We start from the raw sequence: 1,409 nt of genomic DNA, 5'->3' as shown, positions 1-1,409 counted from the left end.
ACTACCCGCACATGAGCGAGCGCATGCGCGCGGAGGCCCACGTCGGCGGTCGACCGGACTCGCAGGACCCCGACTCGTCGAAGGATGTCGCACAGCGCGGAACCTCCCCGCAGACAGGCTGATGCCGCAGAGTGGCCGGTGCCGCGCGCTGATCTGCCTGATCGGCGAAACGGGGTCGTGGCAGGGCGTCCGAGCCGCTACTGTCCGGACATGACGATCCGGGATGTGTCGGGCAACGCAGTATCGGGCGAAGAAGTGTCGATCAAGGTCGTGGAATGGTCGACGGGGTATCTGGGCAGGATGGCGGTCGAGGCCGTCGACGCCCGGCCCGAGCTGGAGCTGGTGGGCGTCTTCGTCTCCGACCCCGCGAAGGTCGGCGTCGACGCGGGCCGGCTCGCCGGTCTGGGCCGGGATCTGGGGGTGATCGCGACCGATGACCGGGCGGCGCTGCTCGCACTCCGCCCGGACGCGATCGTGTACACCGCCGAGACCGAGACCCGCTTCATGCCGGCGATCGAGGACTTCCGCGTCTTCCTGCGCGCGGGGATCGACGTGGTGGCCTCCGGCCCGGTGCTGCTCCAGTACCCGCACGGCACACTCCCGGAGGAGATGATCGACGCCCTCGCGGTCGCCGCCCGCGAGGGTGGCGCCACGCTGCACGTCAACGGCATCGACCCGGGATTCGCCAATGACGTGCTGCCGCTGGTGATGACGAGCCTGTCCCGTCGCATCGACCTGATCCGGGTGGGTGAGATCGCCGACTACTCGGTGTACCACCAGGGCGAGACCATGCGGCGACTGTTCGGCTTCGGTCGGTCCATGGACTCCCTGCCGCCACTGCTCCGGCCGGGGATGCTGGCCGCCGGCTGGGGGTCTGTGGTCCGTCAACTCGCTGCCGCCTTGGAGGTGACGCTCGACGAACCTCTGATCGAGCGCCACGAGCGACTGCCCGCCGAGCGCGACCTGTCACTGCTGGCGTGCGAGGTCCCGGCCGGGACCCAGGCGGCACTGCGGTTTGAGGTGGTGGGACAGGTCGACGGCGAGGACCGCATCGTCCTGGAGCACGTCACCCGCACGGCCGTCGACCAGGCGCCGGACTGGCCCCGGCCCGACCACGGCGACGGTTGCTACCGCATCGAGATCCGGGGCGAACCGACGATGCGGGTGGAGTTCACCCACCACGCCGAGCACGGCGACCACAACGAGTCCGGAATGCTCGTCACCGCGATGAGGCTGGTCAACGCGATCGAAGCCGTGGTCGCAGCGGACCCCGGGCTGGTGTACGCAAAGGACCTCCCGATGATTACCGGGCGTGGCTTAATAAGAAGATGAACATAATGCGCGCCGCCCGCGCCGCGGTGGCCTCGCTGGCCGCGGCAGCCCTCGTACTGGCGGGCGCGGGTGCCGCC

General features: G+C 69.9%; 1 protein-coding gene. It reads left to right on the top strand.

Annotated features, from left to right (window positions below; all coding sequences use genetic code 11):
* Positions 1-255: 255 nt before the first annotated feature.
* Positions 256-1,332, top strand: a complete 1,077-nt coding sequence (locus G6027_RS17705) for a diacylglycerol kinase (protein WP_182638312.1) — start codon at positions 256-258, stop codon at positions 1,330-1,332.
* The last annotated feature ends 77 nt before the right edge of the window (positions 1,333-1,409 follow it).

It is taken from the genome of Dietzia sp. SLG310A2-38A2 (assembly GCF_014145095.1).
Taxonomy (GTDB): domain Bacteria; phylum Actinomycetota; class Actinomycetes; order Mycobacteriales; family Mycobacteriaceae; genus Dietzia.
Note: the sequence above shows the minus strand (reverse complement) of the source record. Positions and strands in the feature narration are given on the sequence as shown.